This is a genomic window from Pseudomonas koreensis, assembly GCF_024169245.1.
In the GTDB taxonomy this organism is placed as follows: Bacteria; Pseudomonadota; Gammaproteobacteria; order Pseudomonadales; family Pseudomonadaceae; genus Aquipseudomonas; species Aquipseudomonas koreensis_F.
This window is the reverse complement of record NZ_JALJWP010000001.1, coordinates 3,999,967-4,016,310: the sequence shown is the minus strand read 5'-3', so window position 1 is coordinate 4,016,310 and position 16,344 is coordinate 3,999,967. Positions and strand designations below refer to the sequence as shown.

Sequence of the window (16,344 nt, the reverse complement as noted above, 5' to 3'; positions counted from 1 at the left end):
GGGTCGTGCGCCCATGCCCCACTCATCACTCGATCACGGTCGACGCGACGGCCCCGGCTGCGGCGAAGCAGGTCGCGGCGCCTGTCCGCCGAGGGTCGACAGCCGGTCCATCTCTGAGCGAGTCAACTCGATCATTTTCTCGTTACGCGCGGTAGCCCGCTCTATCTCCAACAGATTCATGGCGGTTTTGTATTGCTCGGTGAGCTGTGCATCGCTTTGCCAGTCTGGATGCGCGTCCTCGACCTTGCCATGCCGAATCGTCGCCTCTCGCTCGAGTTCCTCGAACACTTCGGGGTAGCGTTCGGCCAGATAGCGAGCCCAGTAGTCGCGCGCGATCAGATCCCGAAGGAAGTCATCGGACGCCTCCGCCGCGAGCACGGTGTTGCGCGCGTTGATCAACGCCTGCCCGCGAATCGGTGCTCCGTACAGCATGTGCTCCGGTTGCCCGGGCAACTCCAGTCCGTCTGGCCAGCCAGTGGTCATGCCGATCCGGTATTGCAGGCGAATCTCCGCTCGATCCTGGTGGCTGCCGGCAGCCTCCGCCAAGCGATCGATTTGTTCGAGGCGGAACATTTGCCGCGACAGGTCCAGCAACGCCCTGCCGCGCTGATCCACAGACTGGCGCGGAATTTCACGCAACGCATTGAATTCGTAAACCCGGGTTTCCATCTCACTGAAAGCGAGGATGCGGCCGTCGCCACAGGTCGTATGTGTTTGTGCGTCGACAAACAGCATCTGGCGCAATTCAGTATTCTGCGCAGCGGCCTCCATGATGCCCCACAGGCGGAAACTGAGGTGTGCACGGGAAAGCTTGAAATCGTTGGTGTCGCGCAACGTCCAGATCAAGTGGAAGTACGCTTCATGATTCTCCTCCCCGGCCAGTTGCCGCCAGAGCACGGCGCGCTCTGCGCGCAAATCGGCACGGGTATCGGCAAGCCACGGATCAAGCGCGTTCTGCGCCACGTACTGGGTGGGGTTTTCAATGTTCTCCAGATCCTCCACATCGGCATGAACGTCAACCTGTCCTGCTCCATCATCACCGTCGGAGTCCCAATCCGAATCCGAATCGGAGCCAGAGCCAGAGCCAGAGCCGGATTCACTCTCCGCTCGACGGCTGAGCGCCGAAATGCGCAGATTCAGTTCACTGTGCGAGATGCCCATGACATCGGCATCGCCGCGGGCAATGCTGTAATCGCGCATTTGCTCAAGACTGTAGAGAGACAGTGCCCTGTTCTCGTCCAGCAGCGTGCCGCGAACCAGGGTTTCACGGCTGGGCTCCAGCAGCCGGTCAGGGAAGGACTGAAGGCTATTGCCTCTGAGATCCAGCGTGTGCAGATGCTCCAGTTCCACAGCCCCGGAAGGAAAGTGGTAGAGACCGTTGTAAGCCAGACTCAGACTCTCGAGGCGGTTGAACCCGCTGACATCAAATTCCTCCAGCTGGTTATTGCTCAGATCCAGCCAGCGCAATCGATCCCCCCGCAACGCGTACAGGGTTTGCGGGTCAGAAAAGCGATTGCCATTGAGCTGCAGCCGCTCAAGCCGCGCCATGCGCGTCACAGCGTCCGGCAGCGCGACCAGCTCGTTGCCGTCGAGCAGCAGCGTGTCGAGGTCAGGAAACGCACTCAGAAAACCATTGGAGCCCTGTGCGGTGATCCGTGCACCGGTCAATGTCAGCCGCTCTACCCCGGGGAGTGTGGTAGGCAGATCCGGCAAGTCGCCCGTCTCCAGCCGCATGAAATCCAGTACTCGCCCGGAATCCGATCCGGAACCCAGCAAGTTGTCCTGCCAGCATCGATAGATGAGCGCTGCCGCGCTGCCGCGACTTTGTGCCGAGATCAGCATTCTGGGTGCCTGGATCTCGCGGATGTAGAGCCAGCCGTTCAGCTGGCGAACCAGCATCGCACCGGTCTGGTGCAGGTCATTGAGCCGCCCTTCTATCTGCACGTCGGTCAGGCCTTCGCTGCGCAAGCGCGAAAAATACTGCCTGGCCTGATACGGACTTATGAGCGAATCGAGGTCGCGTAACCGGCTTTCGAAGCCGGCTGCGCCTTCAGTTGTTGCTGATTGTCGGGGCAGCGGCAGCAAATTCGCGGCGACGTCCCAGCCCGTCTCGGCTGGGGGGAAAATATCCGGCACAGGCTCCTGCGCGAAGCGCCGCAAAACCCCGGCAGGCAAGCCTTTGGCAGTTTCAATCCGTAGCAATGCGGCGTCCAGGTCTGCCTTGCCGGCGGGACTGAAGTCGTTGCCGATCAGGTTGGCTCTCATCAATGCATCTTCGTGAGAGAGCACTGCCACCGGAAGGTCCGGCATCGCATTGTCGCGCAGGTCGATCCAGTTCAGTCCGGCAGTGCTTTCGGCCCCCGCTGGCCATGTCTTGAGCCGGGCAGCTCTCAGGTTCACGGCCTTGAGGTTTGTCAGCGCACTGAGGTCGAGCGTACCCAACCGATTATTGCTGAGATCAAGATATTCGATGCTCGTCAAACCATTGAGCTGACTCTGTACTGCTGGCGTTACGACGATGTCGTTGCCGGACAGATCCAGCCGGGTCAATCCAGGCAGGTCGGCTGACGATACCGGTAACTCAGTCAAACCGGCCTCGGTGATTTCCAGACTTGCGGCTTCGCTGAAGGCGCGTACGAAGCCACGGACCTGCGCGGCAGGCGCTGCCAACTCGCTCAGTCGCAAGGCCTTCACATGGGGAAACGAGCCGGCAGGCAGTTCCGGAAGTGTGGTGTACTTCGGATCGCCGTGCAGAGTCAGGAACGCATCACGCGGTGGCAGTTCAAACACCGTTGTTTCGACCGGCAAGTCGTAACGCAGGTACACGGCGTCGCTCCAGGCCTTGCGCAGGGCTTTCAGCACAATGGCATCAGGCATCGTGGTCCAGCGTTCCAGCAGCCTGACCGTTCGCAATCCAGAGGCCTGCGTGGGTTCATGGAACTGACGGAAAATGCCGGCATACTCGACACTCAGCGCCTGAACGGTATCTAGATCCAGGCTGAGCAGTTTCTCCGGAAGATCATCGAAATAGCTCCGCATACCTATCAGAAAGTCCATTTCGTCCTGAACGTAACTGCGCACGATCTGATTCAGATCCACCAGGTGACCCAGCGTCGCCTCCTGGGCTTTGACGTAGTCGCAGGCACGCTTGAAATCTTCATAAGCGATATTTCGCCAGTTCAGCGACAGCCCCGCCCACTGTTTTGCATGTCCTGTATAAAACGCCTCGGGAATGGACGCAATCGAGGTGCTCCGCAGGTCCAGACGTTCCAGTTGCGGCATTTCAAGCGTTTCCATTGGCCATTGCGTCAGGGAAAGCGCCCTGATGGTCAGTTTTTTCAGGTTCACCAGCGGCGACAGGACGTGCTCAGGAATCATCGTGTCGAAACCGAAGCTTTCTATTTCAAGCGCCTCGAGCCCAGTAAGCGTTCGCAAGCGCTGGGCAAAACCGAGAGGAAAAGACAGGGTATTGGAGGAATAACTCAGGCTTTTGAGCGATGCCATCGAGCTCACTGAGCGGGGCAGGTTTGTCAGCTCCTGTCCACGGTTCCTCAAGGCACTGTAGAGCTGGCTGCGCGAGCCAATCGCGAGTTTCTCCAGTCTCGGAAACCGGGCCAGAAACGTATCGGCATTGGCATCCGACAGGCCGTGTCCGTATATGGACAATTCACGTACGTGGCTGAAATCCGCAGCAAGCGGCGGCAATGGATCATTGCAGTCAATCTCGAGGCGGGCCCGCTCCGGCACTTCCGTGGCCAGCGGTGCGGAACGCCAACTCCTTTTCAACGCGCGCATGGTGTTTTTCCTCAGTTGCTGCGCCGTTTCCGGACCCGGTCGACCAAACACATCCCTGGCTGACGCCTCTTCAGGCCCTACCCAGGCTTTGAGCGTCGCCTTCAAGCGTTCCCATTCCTGTTGGCTGCGCAGTAACTGGCTGAAGATATCCCGCTCCGATTTGCCGGCCCGCAAATGTTGGAGGATGAAGCCGTTGGCGAGGGTATCGTTCAGATCCGGGTAGACATCGCGCACCTTCGCCGTCAGTTGCGGGTTGAACGCCTGGCCGCGTCCGCTGGCGTGGTAGCCGACCTGCGTGGCATTGATCCGCGCCGGTGGCTTGAACAACCCGGCCTGCGGTTCCAGCAGCGCGAGTACGTCGCCGCGATATCGGTTGGCCTGTTCGATGATAGTGTTCTGCAGATCGACGCTTTGACCGACATTCGGCAGGCCCAGGCTGCGGCGGGAACCGTCGGGTAAAGCGTGCATGATCGAGGCGTAGAAATTGTCTCCCTCTCTGGACAGACTGTTGAGCTCCTCGCCCCGGTCATTGAATGCCTGAAATTGCGGCCCCTTTTTGACCAGATACCGCTTATCAGCCGCAGACTCGTCACCGATGCTGTCGAGTAAAGCGCCTGTGGTACTGCCCTCGCGCACCTCCAGACGCAAAGTGTCCGACCAGCCTGGCAAACCTTTCAACACCCGCAATGCCAGCCGGCGACTGTCAGCCGACGCGATGTTGTCACGGCGCAACCCCGCAAAAGCTCGGGTCTGTCGTCCTTCACGCGCATACCAACGCGCCTCCTCCAGCATGCGCAAGGGTACGCGACGGGTCGAAGCAAGCTGATCCAGGTCGTCCGCCCGGGCATGGTCGAGAACCTCTTGCGCTGCCGCTTCGCTGAGTCCCGGACAGGCTCGCTGCAATAGACTGACCCGGGCATCGGCGGGCGACGTCCCTTGATACAGACTGTCGAACAGCGCTGACTGACGACTACGGGCGTACTCCGCGATCTGCTCGCCGAGCTGCTGCGCTCTGTCAGCAGGAGCTGGCGCACCTCTTCCGCGAAATAATTGAGGAAACTCGGACTGATCGAGCCCGGCCACAATGCGAGTGGTCAGTTCACCGTTCAGAATCTGCGAGCGGGTCAACCGGATCGGTGCCTTGGCTACGGTACCGCGCGGCATTCGTCCGGCACCGTACATAACCGATGCGCCGGACAACTGCGGCCCCTCGAACGCTTCCACCATTCGATCCCTGGGCCAGTACGGCATCTCGGTCATCAGCGGCAACGCGTACAGATACGCCTCGTCGATCGGCCGGGTTCCGCGCAGTTGCTCGATGACCTGCCCCACTTCCCTGTCGGCCTTGAACAGACGCATGGCGTCCGTCAGTTCCGGGGGCGGCACTGCAAGATCGACGTGCATTTTGCGCAACGCGTTGTCACTGACGCCGCTGACATCGGCAATCCTGATCAACTCCTCGTCGGTAAAGCCTTCGGTGACATGGCCCATGCGCCGCAACAGGGTCAGACGATCCCACTCCAGCGGGCGTTCCAGTGTATGCCGCCAGGCACCGCGGCCATTGCTTTCGAGAATCGGTTGATAGGCCGTTGCATCACTCGGGTGCCTGATCCGCCATTTGCCCAGCGCCTCATCGAAGAACTGCTCATAAACGCGGCCGTTCTGGCGGATAAAGGTCTTTCCATCGATCACGTGCTGCCCCGATTCGTTGGGGACGGCGCGGGTGTCCAGTGCAATTGTGGATTCGTAGGCGTCGAGTTCGGGTTTCCAAAGACGGGTTTCACCGTTGGGCAACAGCACAGGTTGCAACTTTTGGATCACCGGTTCCGGCCTGGCTGCCGATAATTTGCGCGCACCGGCGCCGACCCCGGCCATCACAGCAATTTGCGCCAGATTTTCGGCCACATCGACCAAATGATCCTTGGCCGCGCGGCGGTCGCCCTCTGCCCACTCGACTGCGCCCTCAAGCGTTTCGTAGAGCAACTGGCCAGCCATCACCACCATCATGACTTCGCCCAGCACTGGCACAAACATCGACACCATGTTCAGGCCAAGCAGGCCGATCTGCATCAGATGCGCGAGCTTGGCCTCACGAGCGCTGGCATCGACCTCGGCGGTCGGTACCGCATGGCTGCGGGCATCCGCCAGCACCTTGGCGTTGTTCTGTTTATAGAGGTATTCCCAAAGATCTTCGTTGGGAGCCCAGATGCCGTGCCCCTTGCGGGTGACTGTCGACGGCGCGATGTACGGATCAGCTGCCGGCTCCAGCTTCGCTGTCGGTGGCGGTGGCAGTTCGCTGATGTGGGTGAGCGCGAAACCGGAGCTCAACGTCTCAGCGATAGTGCGCCATGGCGAGCGCCAGAAATCACTGGGGGAATCCGCTGCCTTTTGGGTGAACTGGCTGAAATAGTAGGCGCGCTCCTTGTACGGGACGAACTGGCTGAAGAAGCGCTGGTATTCGGTCGGCTCGGCGCTCGTGGCCTGCGCGGCGGTGCGTGTGGTGAACAGACGCTTGAACTCGTTCTCCATTTGCGAGCCGCTGTAGCGTTTGAGGGGATGTTCGGGATCATGAGGGATATAGAGAATCACCTCATCGCTGTAGTGGTACTTCTCGCAGATCGAGAACGCCACGCAACCGGTCATTCTTTTTTTCATCAGGCCCATGTCGAGGAACCAGACCTGCTTGTCGCCGATCCACGGATGCATTTCGCCGTCGATGACCTGCAGGATCATCCTGTAGTCCGCAGGCTCGATGTCCTTTTTCAGCAGCGCCTGCTCGGCGGCGGCTCGCATCGCGGTTTTTTGACTGGCGATGAATTGTTCGCGCAGGGCCGCCTCTGTGACAGCATCGGCAGGGTGGAAAAAACCTTGCAGGTAAGTCTGATATTGCTCGCCGATATCAAGATTGCGGCACAGCGTCAGAAACTCGCTGACCGTCAGATTGACCGTCACCGCCTCGTAGGTGCCCGGCGTACTGCCCGCCAGCATGAAACCGGAAGTTTCATGGTAGGCCCCGGGTTGGCATTCGTACGCTTCAAAGTTGTGCAGAGCCGCATCGAGCATCGAGAGTTTGAGCAATTCGAACGAAGCCAACTCAACGCCGAAAATCCCCATTTTCAGAGGCCGCCTGAGGCACAGCAGGGTCTTGTCGACATCCACCTGCACCTGATACTGATCGTTCAGTGCCTTGACCAACAATGGCCGGGCAAAGGCTTCGATGTCCTGGAACGAGGCCATGGTCCTGTCCAGACGATTTTGCGCAATGACGCTGGCCTTGAAGCTGTCATCCAGTGCCTGGCGCTGGCTGGCCGATGCGTTCCGGTACCAGGCTGGCAGGACGGTGTGGCTGTCCTTGAGCGCCTGGCGTCGTTGCGCGGTCGCATCGGTCAGCCAGTGCGGAACGGTTTTTTCGAGAAAGTCGCCGTGCAGGCTGTGAGTGGCCGGCGGTTTTACCGGGACGGCCACTGCCGTTAATGAAGTCGCGGGATTGATAGTCATGTTCACTCCTTGTAATGGAGTGAAAAGCAGACCATCTCAGCGATCGTTACCTGCGGTACATATGTATGGCCCGCGCAGGATGGGTAACCGAGTGTGTGCCGCACACGTTGTCTATGCTGTACAGGTCTACTTGCGCGACGAGGGATTTATGGACGATCCAATCGACAACAAACCGCCGACCTTCTGGCAGATGCTGCACAGTGTCATGGCGGCGGCGTTCGGGGTGCAGAGCGGTAAGAATCGGGCCCGGGATTTCACCCATGGCAAGCCCAGCCATTTCGTTATTCTGGGCGTTTTGTTCACTGCGGTATTCGGATTGACGCTGTTTGCCATCGTCAAACTGGTGCTGCATCTGGCCGGGGTCTGATACCTGGCCCCTGGTGCAGCGCTGATACTGGCGATATGAGTTATCCGGGCCTTGGGAGAAAGGCCGCGCTTACAGCCGGCAAACCGCTGGCTATCGGCGCGTGTCCACGCTATCGGCGGGGTACCGAGAACAGGCCCGGAACAAGGTTCACTGATGACTGACCCAAAATACCGCAGTTCCCACCACAAGGATGATCAGGAACAGGATGGCCCACGCATCGACACTGCTGTCGCTTTTTCTGGCTTTGGTCGGGTTGCTCATTGCATCGCCTCTTGTCGGTTTTATCGGTGATTGCACAAAGACTCGATCACAGTTAAGACGATGATTGTCCGCACGACAAATGTGGATTAGATGACCGGCATTCGCGTTAGGCGATTTGGTTCTTTACATATACTCAAACATCACTTTTGCGCATAACTGCAAACGGGTATATTGCCCCGGCTCCGTGACGGAGTGCGCGGCCGTGCGCGCAGAACTGCAGAGGCAACATCGGACTCCAGCAAGCGAAAACGCAGCGTTTTCCGAGTAGCCCAAGCCTGAGAACAGGACTTATATGTACGTATACGACGAGTACGATCAGCGGATCATCGAGGACCGCGTCAAGCAGTTCCGTGATCAGACCCGACGCTATCTGGCAGGTGAGCTGAGCGAAGAAGAATTCCGCCCCCTGCGCCTGCAAAATGGCCTGTACATCCAGCGCTTTGCGCCGATGCTGCGCGTGGCGGTACCTTACGGCCAACTGACTTCGCGCCAGGTGCGCATGATGGCCAAAATCGCCCGCGACTACGACAAGGGCTACGCCCACATCAGTACGCGACAGAACGTGCAGTTCAACTGGCCGGCGGTGGAAGACATTCCGGATATCCTCGCTGAACTGGCAACCGTACAGATGCACGCGATCCAGACCAGCGGCAACTGCCTGCGCAACGTCACCACCGACCAGTTTGCCGGCGTCGCCGCCGATGAAGTGATCGATCCGCGGCCATGGTGCGAAATCGTCCGTCAGTGGACCACGTTCCACCCGGAATTCGCCTACCTGCCGCGCAAGTTCAAGATTGCCGTCAATGGCTCGACTTCTGACCGCGCTGCTATCGAAGTGCATGACATCGGTCTGGAGCCCGTCTATAACGCCGATGGCGACTTGGGCTTCCGCGTGCTGGTTGGCGGTGGCCTGGGTCGTACCCCGGTGGTCGGCGCGTTCATCAATGAATTCCTGCCGTGGCAAGACCTGTTGAGCTACCTCGACGCCATTCTGCGTGTGTACAACCGCTACGGCCGTCGTGACAACAAATACAAGGCGCGTATCAAGATCCTCGTCAAGGCGCTCACGCCTGAAGTGTTCGCGCAGAAAGTCGATGCGGAAATGGAGCACCTGCGCGGTGGCCAGACCACATTGACCGAAGCCGAATTGCATCGCGTCGCCAAGCACTTCGTCGATCCGGACTACAAGACCCTCGACAACCAGACCGCGCAACTGGCCGATCTGGACAAAGAACACCCGGGTTTCGCCCGCTGGCGCAGCCGCAATACCCTGGCGCACAAGAAGCCGGGCTATGTCGCTGTAACGCTGTCGTTGAAGCCGACCGGTGTTGCTCCGGGCGACATCACCGACAAGCAGCTCGACGCCGTCGCCGATCTGGCCGAGCGCTACAGCTTCGGTCAACTGCGCACCTCCCACGAACAGAACATCATTCTCGCCGATGTCGAGCAGAGCCAGTTGTTCACCCTGTGGGGCGAGTTGCGTGAAGGCGGTTTCGCCACACCGAACATCGGCCTGCTGACCGACATCATCTGCTGCCCCGGTGGTGACTTCTGCTCGCTGGCCAACGCCAAGTCGATCCCGATTGCCGAGTCGATCCAGCGCCGTTTCGACGATCTGGATTACCTGTTCGACATCGGCGAGCTGGACCTGAACATCTCCGGTTGCATGAATGCCTGCGGTCACCACCACGTCGGGCATATCGGCATCCTCGGTGTGGACAAGAAAGGCGAAGAGTTCTATCAGGTGTCCCTCGGCGGCAGTGCCAGCCGTGATGCGAGCCTGGGCAAGATCCTCGGCCCGTCCTTCGCTCAGGAAGCCATGCCGGATGTCATTTCGAAGCTGATTGACGTGTACGTCGAACAACGTACCGAAGACGAGCGCTTCATCGACACCTATCAGCGTATTGGCATCGACCTCTTCAAGGAACGCGTCTATGCAGCGAATCATTAAGAACAACGAAGTCGTCGACGAAACCTGGCACCTGCTGCCGAAGGATTTCAACATCGACGAAATCAGCAACTGCGACGACTTGATCGTGCCGCTGCAGCTGTGGCGCGAACACAGCCGCATGCTCAAGGCCCGCGATGGTGGCCTGGGTGTGTGGCTGGATGCCGACGAAGAAGCCGAAGAAATCGGTGACGACGTAGGTGACTTTCAGGTGATCGCGCTGAATTTCCCGGCGTTCACCGATGGCCGCAGTTACTCCAATGCCCGTCTGCTGCGTGACCGTTATGGTTTCAAAGGCGAGCTGCGCGCGATTGGCGATGTACTGCGGGACCAATTGTTCTACATGCATCGCTGCGGTTTCGACGCCTTCGCCATTCGCGCGGATAAAGATCCGTACGAAGCACTGGAAGGTCTCAAGGACTTCTCGGTGACCTACCAGGCCGCCAGTGACGAACCGCTGCCGCTGTTCCGTCGGCGCTAAGCCTGCGGGATCATTGCGCACACAAAAACGCCGGTCACGAGACCGGCGTTTTTTTATGCCTGGTGTTTACCAGAAGCGTTGTTGGGTCAGACGGCTCCACCAACTCAACAGCACGCGATCCACCGAACCGCTGGCTGCCATGCCGATGCGTTCCTGGAGGCTTTTGCGCTCGGCGTAATGCAGATGATAGACCTCTGCCTGTTTGGCCTTCTGCGCCAGGTATTCATCGCTGGTCTTGAGCTCATCCACCAGTTGGTTTTCCAGCGCAGCGATACCAAGCCACACCTCACCGGTAGCGACCTCGTCGATCGCCAGTTGCGGGCGATAACGGGCGACGAAGTTTTTGAACAATCGATGGGTGATGTCGAGGTCTTCCTGGAACTTCTCGCGGCCCTTTTCGGTGTTTTCGCCAAACACGGTCAGAGTGCGTTTGTATTCACCGGCGGTCAGCACTTCGAAATCGATGTCGTGCTTCTTCAGCAGGCGGTTGACGTTAGGCAACTGCGCAACCACGCCGATCGACCCGAGGATGGCAAACGGCGCGCTGATGATCTTGTCGCCGATGCACGCCATCATGTAACCGCCGCTGGCTGCGACCTTGTCGATGCACACGGTCAATGGCACGCCAGCATCGCGGATGCGCGCCAGCTGTGATGACGCCAGGCCGTAGCTGTGCACCATGCCGCCGCCACTTTCCAGACGCAGAACCACTTCGTCCTCCGGCTTGGCCAGGGTCAGCAGTGCGGTGATCTCATGGCGCAGGCTTTCAGTGGCGGAAGCCTTGATATCGCCGTCGAAGTCGAGCACGAACACCCGGGATTTGGTCTCAGACTTGTTCTTCTGCTTCTTCGCGCTTTTTTCGGTTTTCGCTTCGCCCTTGCGCAATGCCTTGAGCTGATCCTTGTCGAGCAGGGTCTGCTCAAGGCGTTCACGTAGCCCCTTGTAGAAATCGTTGAGCTTGCTGACCTGCAACTGCCCCGCCGATTTGCGTCGGCCTTTGCTGCGCAACGCGGCAAAACTGGCGAGCACCACCAGAATGGCAATCACGAGAGTGACAGTCTTGGCCAGAAAGCTGGCGTATTCGGTGAAAAAATCCACAGAGACTCCTCAAAGCAATGCGTGAACATGTAACACACGCGGAATGGCTCCAGCATACCCATGCGCCGGCTTGTCGGCCAGCCGTGAAACCTCTGGCAACACGCCTGTAACGGGCATTTCAAACAAGCGTATGTTTTTTCATTGACAGCTCTACGTCATCCTCATAACCTCGCCTGACCTTCAACGTACCGGGATGACGCGGACGTGGGCAGCATCTACTTGATACGACATGGCCAGGCCTCCTTTGGTGCAGACGATTATGACGTTCTGTCACCAACCGGCGTTCGTCAGGCAGAAATCCTCGGCCAGCACCTTGCCGATCTGGGCATCAACTTCGATCGTTGCCTTGCCGGTGAGCTGCGTCGTCAACAGCACACCGCCACCAGTGCACTGGAACAATTCAGTGCCAGAGGCCTGCCGGTTCCCGTTCTTGAAACCGATTCCGCCTTTAACGAATTCGATGCCGATGCGGTCATCCGCGCCCTGCTCCCGGCGATGCTGCCGGAAGAGCCTGAAGCTCTCGACATCCTGCGCAATGCCGCGCAGAACCGCGGTGAATTCCAGCGCATCTTTGCCCTGATCGTCGAGCGCTGGCTCGCCGGTACTTATGACACGCCCGGGTTGGAAAGCTGGCTGGGTTTCGTCGAGCGGGTTCAGGCCGGTCTGCACCGCATCCTCGATCTGGCGGAGAAGAACCAGAAAATCGCCGTGTTCACCTCCGGCGGCACCATCACCGCCCTGCTCCACCTGATTACGCAAATGCCTGCCAGACAGGCCTTTGAACTGAATTGGCAAATCGTCAACACCTCGCTCAACCAGCTGAAGTTTCGCGGTCGCGAGGTGGCCCTGGCTTCCTTCAACAGTCACGCACACCTGCAACTGCTGAAGGCCCCGGAACTCATCACTTTTCGCTGAGTCCGGCTTACTGTGACCCTGGCTGTAACCACCCAGCTCCCATGACCAAGAAAGGATCGAACCATGACCTCCGTAGCTGATGCCGTAAAAGCAATGCAAGCCAAGTTCAACCCAGCCGCCGCTGCCGGTCTGGACCTGGTCTTCGGTTTCAACATCACCGACGAAGACAAGCAATACGCACTGATCGTCAAAGACGGCACCTGCGACATCCAGGAAGGCGAAAACCCGAACGCCAACTGCACGCTGGTGCTGGACAGCGAAACCCTGAAAGGTATCGTCAGCGGCGAGACCGACGGCATGCAGGCGTTCATGGGCGGCAAGCTGCGCGTTGAAGGTGACATGATGCTGTCGATGAAACTGTCCGAGCTGTTCCCTTCGTAAGAAGCTGCTGGTTCAGACAAATCCCGCCCTCGTGGCGGGATTTGTCGTTTCAAGCACTGGGGGTCATTGCAATGTGGATTAGCGCTTGGCTGCAGCCGTTCCATCAAGCTCTTTTCTGACCTGCAGGTATGCCGCCTCTTCCTCACTTTTTTCGATCAGATTCGAAGCCATCGAGCGGGGCAAGAGTTTCTTTTCTGTCACGTCCCAATCGATCGTGACGACAACAGTCTTGTTTCCAAAGGTGATGAAAAGCCAATACGAATCGACCGGCCTGTCAGGCTCGGCAAATGAACTGTAGCCATACCGTATCTGGCGATGCAGGTCCGGCGTATTCAGAACAAGGTCCTCAATGTCCAACTTTGGAAACTGTCGCCCTATCGCGAATAACGCTTCGGTCAAGAGAACATCATCATCAATATGTTGCAAACCTTCAGGCTTATTGCGCAGCATGGTCACTGGGCTCTCCTCAGGAGGAGTGCCCATGAGACGCGGGCGGTACATACCTGAACTGAACCACCGGCTGGCGTCGAAACGGTTTTCTTCCGCACTCCACGGGCCGTAATACATCATTATTTTGGCTGGCATCTGGGCTTCCTTGGCGTAAATAAATAGTCCTGCAAAGCTGATGGCAATCAACAAGACACATAAGACGTGACGTTTACCCATAAACTTCAGGACCGTCATAGCGGCTTATAGGCAAGCAGGTGTTTGGGTACGCCGTCCGGCGTATCACCTGATCGAACGTCACGATGTGCGCCTAAGGCATCCAGCGGAAATCCAATCTTCCGTTCATACAGTGCTCGGCTGTCATCGTGCGCCAGCAAATTGCGCTCTTCTTCAGAGACTGTTGGCGTTGGCGCCTGCGGCGCCTGTTCATCAGGTAGTTGCGCTGTTGGGTCTTTGAGTGTCTTGCGATGTTCGATCAGCTTTCGTTCATAAGCGATTTTTCGACTCAAATAATTCCGCATCGCTCGCCCATCAGCGGCGTCTCTTTCACGAATGCCCGGCACAGATCCCCGTTCTGCGGCAGTACCATAAGTTGTGTCGTAGTTGCTGCGCCTTGGAAATGCCCACACGGTGGTCCGGGTCGCATTAGCAAGAATCTGCGCCAGGCTGCGCTCGTAATGAGGATCTTCTGTTTCATTGACCTTGAAGTCGGCATCGATACCCAAACCTGTGCGACAAGCGTAGGAATGAATTTTTGCACCATAGGCAAACGCTTCGGGCTTGAACATATTCGCCTGCGCATCACGCAGGCGGTAGCTATCGTTTTTATCCAGTTCGTAGCCCAGCTCAATACTGCCCACCACTCCATGTGAAAAGAAGTCGAGCTGTTTGATCTCGCGTCCGCGGCGCTGCCGGGCTGCGATGAAATCCACGAGACCGGATATGGAGTCCATCTCTCGGTACTGAGCTCCGTGCTGATTCTCGACAACATCCTTCAAAGCTGCCAGCAGGTTCCCCGGATAGTCATTTTTGAAAATCAGAAACACACGCTGGACCGTGAAGTTCGGGGTACCGGTTGGATATTTTGTGAGTTGGCGAATACCCTGATTGATAAAGCGCATCTTGTTGCCTTTCTGGCCACGAACCTTTTCATAAAGGGACATGTAAGACGCACCCACAACCGTTACGTAATCCTGTGCCAGCGTACCTTTAACTTGTGTCGTTTTATGCTGATCGCTTGTTCGAGCTTGTTTCTTTCTCGGTGCTGCCACCTCGCACCTCCCTTAGTAATCTATGCCGAGCGCGTCGAGATGGGCGGCAGCTTCCTTACCCCACTGCACAACTATCGAAGTCGGGTCGGCCGTAAATACTCGCGCGGCGTTACCGTGACTATCGGTATGGCCTACGAGACGCTGGCCGTCACCGGTTTCGATGCAATAGAGCATGTCGGGGATAGCGTCGCCGGTGGTCTCATCAACCAGTTGGAAGCGCTCGCTGTGTTTAGGAACAGTGATAATTGGGGAGAAAGGTGCGGAGCCGACCTGGGTGCCAACAAAAACGTCGCCTGAGCCTGTGATTATCATGCCACCGTGGGCCGTAGCACTGCCCAAGAAGGCAATTGGCTTGCCATTGATCAAAATATTACTGATGCCTTCGGTGACAATATCACCGCAAGCTGTGGTGTCTCCCACACGCAAAACGGGCATTCCGTTGATGTTTACGTCACCGGAACCACTGTTGGTGGGGTTAGTGCCATGGCCGGTAACCGGGCATACATTAAGATCACTGAGTCGAGCGGCAGGCTTTGCCATCGTGTACTTCCTTGTATAAGCGTGGGCGCGAAATGTACCGGATCTAAACATTGGTTTAAAGCCTCATTCCAAACCTACAGTGCGAGCCGCCGCGAATGTAGCTGGCAGCGGCTCATCTGCTCCGAAGCCCTTCCGGAACCTGACAAGCGTGGTCTTGGATCCGCAGGACCTGGCCGATACGATCAAACCTCCTGCAACAACCGCGTATCCAGCCCAAACCGCTCTTGCGAGACCATTCGGAACTGACCTTCCGCCAGATCGCAGCTCACCAGTAAATTCCACGAGTGTCGGGTCGCCACCGAAGGCACCAGAATAAACGGGTGTTCAGCCAACAGTGCGTCGGCAAACTTTCGCTGGTTGGGCGACGTTTTGATCGGGGTCAGCCAATGCGGATTGGGGACATCTTCCGGCTGCACGATCCTGACGCTGGCGTCGTGGGTGATTTCAAAACAGGTCAACACGTAGGGTTCCTGATCAAGCGCATCGAAACTGCCATGGGCCGCCACCTCCAGAATCGCTGTAGATGGGTCGACCGACGCATAAACGACTCGCCGCCCGGGAGTATTCCAGCGCCCGCCGTCCCGTTTCGACCCCAGCCCGCTATTCCAGGTTTCGCTGTACACCTCGCGATCCAGCCGCCAGGCGTACCAGCGATCATCCCAGGGCAAGGGGTTCATTGATAAACCCCGTATTTGATCTGGTTCAGGTACTCCTCCACCATCCTGAACCCCAACGCATGTCCAACCAGATCGAGCGGCACATAACCGTAGAAGTAAGTAGCGCGTTGCTTCAACCATGATTCGGCCTGGGCCTGGCGCCCGAACACTTCAATGGCCAGCTCCAGCGCCGCGGCATATTGATAAGCGATGATGCTCTGCGGCGTGTCCAGGCGCACCGGCATGTTTTCCTTGAGCAGACGTCGCACGGTTCTCACAGATTTGCCGGTGATACGTTTGACCATCTCTCCCTGCTGATACAGCTCGGAGGATGCAATCATGTTGACCACATCGGGCAGCTCAAACCCTTCGCTCGTGCAACGCAGGATGAGCATCGGGTCGTCGCCGCTATCCTGCCCGCGCAACAGCAACTCCAGAGGCTTGCCCTCGAGCTTCTTCAAACCCGTGAGCCGGGGCGCTTTGGCAGTCGGCATGGCGACGTCCTCCGAGGGGCATCTGGCGCGGTCGTCGCGCCAGTAGTGGCGAGGGGAGTAAGCAGGTGTAGGGCTTTCAATCAGTGGGATTCGCATAGTCCATCCTTTGTCCGGGTCCAGAGCGATCTGTGCGCTCGATGACTTCAATGTCACGACTGATGCTATAGACCCAGCGTCCGACGACCAACCTGA

General features: G+C 58.1%; 12 protein-coding genes. 5 read left to right on the top strand and 7 right to left on the bottom strand.

Features of this window, described 5'->3' with window-relative positions:
- Nucleotides 1–33: 33 nt before the first annotated feature.
- Complete coding sequence (locus J2Y90_RS17860; RefSeq protein WP_253501244.1) at nt 34–7,293, bottom strand: NEL-type E3 ubiquitin ligase domain-containing protein; 7,260 nt, start codon at nt 7,291–7,293, stop codon at nt 34–36.
- A 148-nt stretch (nt 7,294–7,441) separates the two neighbouring features.
- Between J2Y90_RS17860 and J2Y90_RS17855 the strand changes: the two genes are divergently transcribed.
- From J2Y90_RS17855 to J2Y90_RS17845, 3 genes are all read left to right on the top strand, one after another.
- Nucleotides 7,442–7,660, top strand: a complete 219-nt coding sequence (locus tag J2Y90_RS17855) for a DUF2970 domain-containing protein (protein WP_253501241.1) — start codon at nt 7,442–7,444, stop codon at nt 7,658–7,660.
- A 553-nt stretch (nt 7,661–8,213) separates the two neighbouring features.
- Entirely contained in the window at nt 8,214–9,872 is a 1,659-nt protein-coding gene (locus J2Y90_RS17850) for a nitrite/sulfite reductase (protein WP_253501236.1), read from the top strand.
- Nucleotides 9,856–10,350: a DUF934 domain-containing protein gene (locus J2Y90_RS17845; protein ID WP_253501233.1), complete on the top strand. Its 495-nt coding sequence runs from the start codon at nt 9,856–9,858 to the stop codon at nt 10,348–10,350. The genes J2Y90_RS17850 and J2Y90_RS17845 overlap by 17 nt, the downstream gene beginning before the upstream one ends.
- A gap of 66 nt (nt 10,351–10,416) precedes the next feature.
- Here the strand turns inward: J2Y90_RS17845 and sohB are convergent, their stop codons facing one another.
- Complete coding sequence (sohB, locus tag J2Y90_RS17840; RefSeq protein ID WP_253501230.1) at nt 10,417–11,448, bottom strand: protease SohB; 1,032 nt, start codon at nt 11,446–11,448, stop codon at nt 10,417–10,419.
- A gap of 204 nt (nt 11,449–11,652) precedes the next feature.
- On the opposite strand from sohB, the gene J2Y90_RS17835 reads away from it, so the two are divergent.
- Nucleotides 11,653–12,363: a histidine phosphatase family protein gene (locus J2Y90_RS17835; RefSeq protein ID WP_253501227.1), complete on the top strand. Its 711-nt coding sequence runs from the start codon at nt 11,653–11,655 to the stop codon at nt 12,361–12,363.
- Between the two features lie 63 nt (nt 12,364–12,426).
- Nucleotides 12,427–12,744, top strand: coding sequence for an SCP2 sterol-binding domain-containing protein (locus tag J2Y90_RS17830; RefSeq protein WP_253501224.1), 318 nt, complete (start codon nt 12,427–12,429; stop codon nt 12,742–12,744).
- 78 nt (nt 12,745–12,822) lie between these two features.
- Here the strand turns inward: J2Y90_RS17830 and J2Y90_RS17825 are convergent, their stop codons facing one another.
- From J2Y90_RS17825 to J2Y90_RS17805, 5 genes are all read right to left on the bottom strand, one after another.
- Entirely contained in the window at nt 12,823–13,410 is a 588-nt protein-coding gene (locus tag J2Y90_RS17825; protein ID WP_253501222.1) for a hypothetical protein, read from the bottom strand.
- Nucleotides 13,411–13,424: 14 nt separating this feature from the next.
- Nucleotides 13,425–14,462 carry a hypothetical protein gene (locus tag J2Y90_RS17820; protein WP_253501220.1) on the bottom strand — a complete coding sequence of 346 codons (1,038 nt, stop codon included), beginning with the start codon at nt 14,460–14,462 and terminating at the stop codon, nt 13,425–13,427.
- 12 nt (nt 14,463–14,474) lie between these two features.
- On the bottom strand, nt 14,475–15,002 hold the full coding sequence (locus J2Y90_RS17815; protein ID WP_253501218.1) for a PAAR domain-containing protein: 528 nt from the start codon (nt 15,000–15,002) through the stop codon (nt 14,475–14,477).
- Nucleotides 15,003–15,184: 182 nt separating this feature from the next.
- Nucleotides 15,185–15,679: an RES family NAD+ phosphorylase gene (locus J2Y90_RS17810; RefSeq protein WP_253501216.1), complete on the bottom strand. Its 495-nt coding sequence runs from the start codon at nt 15,677–15,679 to the stop codon at nt 15,185–15,187.
- Nucleotides 15,676–16,152, bottom strand: a complete 477-nt coding sequence (locus J2Y90_RS17805; protein ID WP_253501214.1) for an MbcA/ParS/Xre antitoxin family protein — start codon at nt 16,150–16,152, stop codon at nt 15,676–15,678. The genes J2Y90_RS17810 and J2Y90_RS17805 overlap by 4 nt, the downstream gene beginning before the upstream one ends.
- Between the last annotated feature and the right edge of the window lie 192 nt (nt 16,153–16,344).

What these genes read in the sequence shown, in the direction of transcription:
- J2Y90_RS17860 (WP_253501244.1), bottom strand. Translation starts at nt 7,293, where the DNA reads ATGACTATCAATCCCGCGACTTCATTAACGGCAGTGGCCGTCCCGGTA.
- J2Y90_RS17855 (WP_253501241.1), top strand. Translation starts at nt 7,442, where the DNA reads ATGGACGATCCAATCGACAACAAACCGCCGACCTTCTGGCAGATGCTG.
- J2Y90_RS17850 (WP_253501236.1), top strand. Translation starts at nt 8,214, where the DNA reads ATGTACGTATACGACGAGTACGATCAGCGGATCATCGAGGACCGCGTC.
- J2Y90_RS17845 (WP_253501233.1), top strand. Translation starts at nt 9,856, where the DNA reads ATGCAGCGAATCATTAAGAACAACGAAGTCGTCGACGAAACCTGGCAC.
- J2Y90_RS17830 (WP_253501224.1), top strand. Translation starts at nt 12,427, where the DNA reads ATGACCTCCGTAGCTGATGCCGTAAAAGCAATGCAAGCCAAGTTCAAC.
- J2Y90_RS17825 (WP_253501222.1), bottom strand. Translation starts at nt 13,410, where the DNA reads ATGGGTAAACGTCACGTCTTATGTGTCTTGTTGATTGCCATCAGCTTT.
- J2Y90_RS17815 (WP_253501218.1), bottom strand. Translation starts at nt 15,002, where the DNA reads ATGGCAAAGCCTGCCGCTCGACTCAGTGATCTTAATGTATGCCCGGTT.
- J2Y90_RS17810 (WP_253501216.1), bottom strand. Translation starts at nt 15,679, where the DNA reads ATGAACCCCTTGCCCTGGGATGATCGCTGGTACGCCTGGCGGCTGGAT.
- J2Y90_RS17805 (WP_253501214.1), bottom strand. Translation starts at nt 16,152, where the DNA reads ATGCCGACTGCCAAAGCGCCCCGGCTCACGGGTTTGAAGAAGCTCGAG.